This window comes from Halomonas sp. 707D4 (genome assembly GCF_024158685.1).
Classification (GTDB): Bacteria; Pseudomonadota; Gammaproteobacteria; order Pseudomonadales; family Halomonadaceae; genus Vreelandella.
Window position 1 is genome coordinate 1 of record NZ_JAMZBD010000195.1, and the last position, 5,619, is coordinate 5,619.

Here is a 5,619-nt window from a genome sequence, read left to right on the forward strand (position 1 = left end):
GTGCCAGCACGCCGATGACGCCGCCGCCGAAGAGCAGTACCAGCGTCCCCAGGCGCCGGGCACGCGCGTCCTCCCCGGCGCCCAGCGCGCGCGATATCAGCGCGGCGATGGCGATTCCCATGCCTACCTGGACGCCGATGATCAGAAACGACAGCGGAAAGGTGAACGACTGGGCAGCCAGTGGCGCGGTACCGAGCCTCGCGATGAAGGCGCTGTCCACCAGTTGAAAGCCCAGAAGGGCCAGAACGCCGATCGCCATGGGCCAGGTCTGGCGCCACAACGTGATCGCCAGGGAGTGCCTGAAAACGGCCAACTCGTCTCTCCTCGTTGAAAATTCGATGCGTCACAACGCAAAAACGCCACCACCCCGGTCGGGGTGATGGCGTTTTTTAAAACGCCGCCGTTACTGGCGGATACCTTCGAAGGTCACGTAGAGCTCGAGCTCGTGCATGGCTTCCGGGAAGTCGCTCATGTCGATGCCGTAGTCGCCGAGCACGAGGGTGGTGCTGCCCTCGAAGCCGGCGCGGTAGTTGCCCCAGGGGTCTTCGCCCTGGCCGATCAGCGTGACCGGCATCTCGATTTCCTGGGTCTCGCCGTGCAGGGTCAGCTCACCGGTCAGGGTACCTTCGTCGTCACCGGTGGACTCGAAGCCGGTGGAGGTGAAGGTGGCGGTCGGGTACTCGCTGGCATTCAGGAAGTCGCCGCTCAGGATGTGACGATCGCGCTCGGCGTGGTTGGAGTTGAGGCTATCGACCTGCACCTCGACGTTGACGCTCGAGGCCTCCAGGTCGTCTTCATCGAAGGTGAAATCGCCGCTGAACTCCTCGAAGCTGCCCAGGATGTAGGACATGCCGAGGTGGCTGATCTTGAACTGGACGAAGGCGTGCTGGCCTTCGGTATCGATCACGTAGTCGGCGGCCTGGGCCTGGCTCAGCGGAATCAGGGCAGCAGCGGCAACGGCGCTTGCAAGCAGACTCTTCTTCAACATGGGACAACTCCTCTCTTTCCTTGCTGGGGGTCGAGGCGCCGGGGCGCCCCTCGTTGGAAAATCGTTCAGCCGGGTCGGCGGCTGTGTGCCGGGTTCACCATCCGCACCAGGGTGCGGTGGCGATCGTGAAAATGGTGCTTCATGGCCGCTAAAGCGTGGCCTGCGGCGACGATGAGCAAAAGTACCGCGCTGTACCAGTGGATGACGCCGGCAACGCTTGCCTGGTTGGGCAGGCCGTGCAGCAGGGCCGGCATCTCGAACCAGCCGAACACGCTGACCCCACGCCCGTTGGCGGTGGAGATCAGGTAGCCGCTGAGCATGACCAGCAGCAGCAGCACGTAGATACCGATGTGCCCCAGGTGCGCGGCGATGCGCTCGAAACGGCTCCCTTCTGACTCGGGTGTCGCGTTCAACAGTCGCCATGTCATTCGCCCCGCCGTCACCAGTAGCAGCAGAATGCCGATCGAGCGATGGATCCAGGGCGCCTGGTTGTACCAGGGATGGTAATAACCCAGGCCGGTCATCCACCAGCCCAGCAGGAAAAGGCCGATCACGGCGAGTGCACTCAGCCAGTGAAACGAGATACTCACCACGCCCCAACCATTTCGCGTATTACGCCACATGCCCATCCCCTGATCCAGCCTTCCCGACACGATCGGCACGCATTGCCTGCCGTATTTTTTTGATCAATGTTTCAACGACTTCGAGCGATAGAGCATAGCGAGTCGCCGCTCGAACTACTGCTGAAAAAAGCAGGACAGTTCATTCGTAAAAACCATTGATTACCCGGCTAAACGTTACCACTCCCCTCCGATGCGGTATCTCAAACCAGGACGGTGAAACGAAAAAACCCCACGGATGTGGGGTTTTCGAGCCAAGCATCGAGTGAGCGTCAGGTGGCCAGTGCGTCCAGGCCCCGGGCGAGATCGGCGCGAATGTCCTCCTGGCTCTCGAGCCCCACCGCGATGCGAATCAGCCCCGGCGCGATGCCCGCGGCCTCGCGCTGGGCGTCGCTCAGCCGGCCGTGGGTGGTGGTCGCCGGGTGGGTGATGGTCGTCTTGACGTCGCCCAGGTTACCGGTGATCGACAAGAGCCGCGTGGCGTCGATCACCTGCCAGGCGCCCTCCTGCCCGCCCGTGACCTCCACGCCCAGCACCGCGCCGAAGCCGCGCTGCTGGGTCCTGGCCAGCGCGTGCTGCGGGTGGCTCGCCAAGCCGCTGTAGTGCACCTTGACCACCGCCGGGTGCGCCGCCAGCCACTCGGCGAGCGCCTGGGCGTTTTCGCTGTGGGCCTTCATGCGCAGCGACAGCGTCTCGAGCCCCTTGGTGAAGATCCAGGCGTTGAAGGGACTCAGGCACGGCCCGCAGGTGCGCACCACGCCGAAGACCTCCTCGAGAAGCTCTGATCGCCCCACCACCGCGCCGCCGATGGCCCGCCCCTGGCCGTCGAGGTACTTGGTGGCCGAGTGGATGACCAGATCCGCCCCGAGCTCCAGCGGGCGCTGAAGCGCCGGGGTAAGGAAGCAGTTGTCGATCGCCAGCAGCGCCCCGCTCTTCTTGGCAAGCGCCGAAAGCGCCGCGATGTCGGCCACCTCGGAAAGCGGGTTGGAGGGGGTCTCTGCGAACAGCAGCCTGGTCGCCGGGGTGATCGCCCGCTCCCAGGCGTCCAGGTCGGACAGCTCCAAGTAGCGGGTGACGATGCCGAACTTGCCCAGGTACTTGTCGAACAGGCTCACCGTGGAGCCGAACAGCGAGCGGGAAGCGACGATCTCGTCGCCCTGGGAGAGCAGCGCCAGCGCCGTGGAGAGGATCGCCGCCATGCCGGAGCTGGTCGCCACGCAGCGCTCGCCGCCTTCGAGTGCGGCCAGGCGGCGCTCGAAGGTATGCACCGTCGGGTTGGTGAAGCGCGAGTAGACGTTGCCAGGCTCCTTGCCGCCGAACTTGCGCGCCGCCTCGGCGGCGCTCTCGTAGACGAAGCTCGAGGTAGGAAAGATCGGCTCGGCGTGCTCCTGCTCGAAGGTGCGTTCATGGCCGGCACGAATGGCCAGCGTCTCGAGCGAGTAGCTCGCAAGATCAAAATCGTCGTGCATGGTCTTCCTTCCCGCAAAATCGCGTGGGTGTCAGTCGTCCAGGTCGTCGTCCTGGTTGTGCATGTCCACCAGCGCGTGATCGCCCGCGCTCTTGTCCTTCGCCGCGTCGTTGCGGCTGGCTTCGAGCACCGCGAGGTAGGCGTCGTCGATGTCGCCGGTGACGTAGTTGCCGTCGAACACCGAGCAGTCGAACTCCTCCATGTCCGGGTTCACCTCGCGACAGGCCGCCTTCAGATCCTCGAGGTCCTGATAGAAGATGCGATCGGCGCCGATCAGCTCGCCGACCTCGGCCTCGGTGCGGCCGTGGGCGATCAGCTCGGAGGCCACCGGCATGTCGATGCCATAGACGTTGGGGTAGCGCACCGGCGGCGCGGCGGAAGCGAAGTAGACGTTCTGAGCGCCGGCGTCACGAGCCATCTGGATGATCTGCTTGCAGGTGGTGCCGCGCACGATGGAGTCGTCCACCAGCAGCACGTTCTTGCCGCGAAACTCGACGTCGATGGCGTTGAGCTTCTGGCGCACCGACTTCTTGCGCTGGGTCTGCCCCGGCATGATGAAGGTACGCCCGATGTAGCGGTTCTTCATGAACCCTTCGCGGTAGGTCACGCCGAGGTGCTGGGCCATCTCGAGCGCCGAGGTGCGCGAGGTGTCGGGAATCGGGATCACCACGTCGATGTCGTGATCCGGCCATTCGTTCAGAATACGATCGCCGAGCTTTCTGCCCATCTGCATGCGCGTGCCGTAGACGTAGGCGCCGTCGAGCAGCGAGTCCGGTCGCGCCAGGTAGACGTGCTCGAAGATGCACGAGCGAAGCGTGGGCTGGTCGGCGCACACCTGGGTGGTGATACGCCCTTCCATGTCGACGAAGATCGCCTCGCCCGGGCCCAGATCACGCTCGAGCTCGAAGCCGCCGACGTCGAGTGCGACGGATTCGGAGGCGATCATCACCTCCTGGCTGTCACCTTCCTGGCGCGTGCCGAACACCACCGGGCGAATGCCGTGGGGATCGCGAAACGCCACCATGCCGAAGCCGTTGATGATCGCCACCGCCGCGTAGCCGCCCTTGCAGCGCCGATGGACCCGGCGTACCGCATCGAAGATGTCGCCGGGCTCGAGGTGCAGCCCTTGCTTTCCGAGCTCGTGGGCGAACACGTTGAGCAGCACTTCGGAGTCGGAGCTGGTGTTGATGTGGCGAAGATCGGTGGAGAAGAGTTCCTGCTTCAACTGCTCGGAGTTGGTCAGGTTGCCGTTGTGGGCCAGCGCAATGCCGTAGGGCGAGTTGACGTAGAACGGCTGCGACTCGGCTTCGCTCGACGAACCGGCGGTGGGGTAGCGCACGTGACCGATGCCCAGGCGCCCCTTCAGGCGTGCCATGTGACGGGTATGGAACACGTCGCGCACCAGGCCGTTACTCTTGCGCAGCAGAAAGCGTCCCTCGCTCCAAGTCATCATGCCCGCGGCATCCTGCCCCCGGTGCTGAAGAACGGTCAGGGCGTCGTAGATACCCTGGTTCACCGCTTGCTTGGCCAGAAGGCCGACGATACCGCACATTCGTGTTACCTCGCTTTGCACCACGCCCGGGACAGCGAGCGCGGATGTTCGATCATGATGTAGCCGGCCCCGCGCAGGGGTCGGGACCGGTGATTACGGCGCGGGGGCCGGTGAGCCGTTGGATGCGCCTGGCGCGCTCAAACGAAGCTCGGGCAGGCTGATGTCGCGCAGCGACTCCGGGGCCCGGGGCAGCTCGCGCTCCCATTGGTTAAGCTGGCTGACCGCCCAGTCTCTTAGTTCGATGAAGGTGGGACGCAGGCTCGCCTGCTGCCAGGCCTCGAGGTCGGACAGCGGCGTCAAAGTGATCAATATCGTGGCGACCAGCAGGATGACCACGCCGCGCGCTGCGCCGAAGGCCGCCCCGGCAAAACGGTTCAATAGCCCCATGCCGACCCAGACGATCGCGGCGTGCACCAGGCGAATGACGATGCCGCACAGCAGGATCACCGCGAAGATGACCAGCGCGAAGGCCAGCACCAGGCGGGCATCGTAGCTGTCGATCAACCCGCTCATGAGTTCCGCGACCGGAGCGGCCAGCACCCGCGCCACCATCAGCGCGATCACCCAGGCGGCCAGGCCCAGCGCCTCGCGCACGAAGCCACGTAAAAAGCCCGCCAGCATCGACAGCGCCAGCACCGCCAGAAAGAGGGCATCGATCCAGGTAAGTGCCATCGTCAATCCCGCACCCGCACCAGGAGACCCTGGACGTTGGCGCGCTGCTTGATCAGCGCCATGGCGGATTCGCCCTCTTCCGAGGTGGCGTAGGGGCCGACATAGACCGACGTCAGGTTATTGTCCCGGGCGCGGCGAAAGGCAGTGAAGCCCTGGCTTGCGAGCTGCTCGCTCAAGCGCTGGGCATTGGCCACGTCCCCGAAGCTACCCACCTGCACGGCCCACTCGCCCTGCTCGGCGGTGGCCGGAGCCCGGGTCGAGGATGCGTCGCTCTGATCGCTCCCCGAGGAACTGGCGGTATTCGAGGTAGCCTCGTTGG

7 protein-coding genes are annotated in these 5,619 nt (G+C 64.9%); all 7 read right to left on the reverse strand.

The genetic code is table 11. The annotated features are described in order from the left end of the window. A partial coding sequence (locus BIS11_RS09725) for an MATE family efflux transporter (RefSeq protein WP_253585985.1) occupies positions 1-259 on the reverse strand: 259 nt, incomplete at its 3' end. 144 nt (positions 260-403) lie between these two features. Beyond that, entirely contained in the window at positions 404-988 is a 585-nt protein-coding gene (locus BIS11_RS09730; protein WP_253418996.1) for a YceI family protein, read from the reverse strand. Positions 989-1,053: 65 nt separating this feature from the next. Then, on the reverse strand, positions 1,054-1,611 hold the full coding sequence (locus tag BIS11_RS09735; protein WP_253418994.1) for a cytochrome b: 558 nt from the start codon (positions 1,609-1,611) through the stop codon (positions 1,054-1,056). 269 nt (positions 1,612-1,880) lie between these two features. Further along, positions 1,881-3,077: an O-succinylhomoserine sulfhydrylase gene (locus tag BIS11_RS09740; RefSeq protein ID WP_253418992.1), complete on the reverse strand. Its 1,197-nt coding sequence runs from the start codon at positions 3,075-3,077 to the stop codon at positions 1,881-1,883. 30 nt (positions 3,078-3,107) lie between these two features. Further along, complete coding sequence (gene purF, locus BIS11_RS09745; RefSeq protein WP_253418990.1) at positions 3,108-4,628, reverse strand: amidophosphoribosyltransferase; 1,521 nt, start codon at positions 4,626-4,628, stop codon at positions 3,108-3,110. A gap of 93 nt (positions 4,629-4,721) precedes the next feature. After that, on the reverse strand, positions 4,722-5,300 hold the full coding sequence (locus tag BIS11_RS09750) for a CvpA family protein (RefSeq protein WP_253418988.1): 579 nt from the start codon (positions 5,298-5,300) through the stop codon (positions 4,722-4,724). A gap of 2 nt (positions 5,301-5,302) precedes the next feature. Beyond that, a partial coding sequence (locus BIS11_RS09755; RefSeq protein ID WP_253585984.1) for an SPOR domain-containing protein occupies positions 5,303-5,619 on the reverse strand: 317 nt, incomplete at its 5' end.

Coding starts and splice junctions, on each gene's coding strand:
- BIS11_RS09735 (WP_253418994.1), bottom strand. CDS start 1,611: ATGTGGCGTAATACGCGAAATGGTTGGGGCGTGGTGAGTATCTCGTTT.
- purF (WP_253418990.1), bottom strand. CDS start 4,628: ATGTGCGGTATCGTCGGCCTTCTGGCCAAGCAAGCGGTGAACCAGGGT.
- BIS11_RS09730 (WP_253418996.1), bottom strand. CDS start 988: ATGTTGAAGAAGAGTCTGCTTGCAAGCGCCGTTGCCGCTGCTGCCCTG.
- BIS11_RS09740 (WP_253418992.1), bottom strand. CDS start 3,077: ATGCACGACGATTTTGATCTTGCGAGCTACTCGCTCGAGACGCTGGCC.
- BIS11_RS09750 (WP_253418988.1), bottom strand. CDS start 5,300: ATGGCACTTACCTGGATCGATGCCCTCTTTCTGGCGGTGCTGGCGCTG.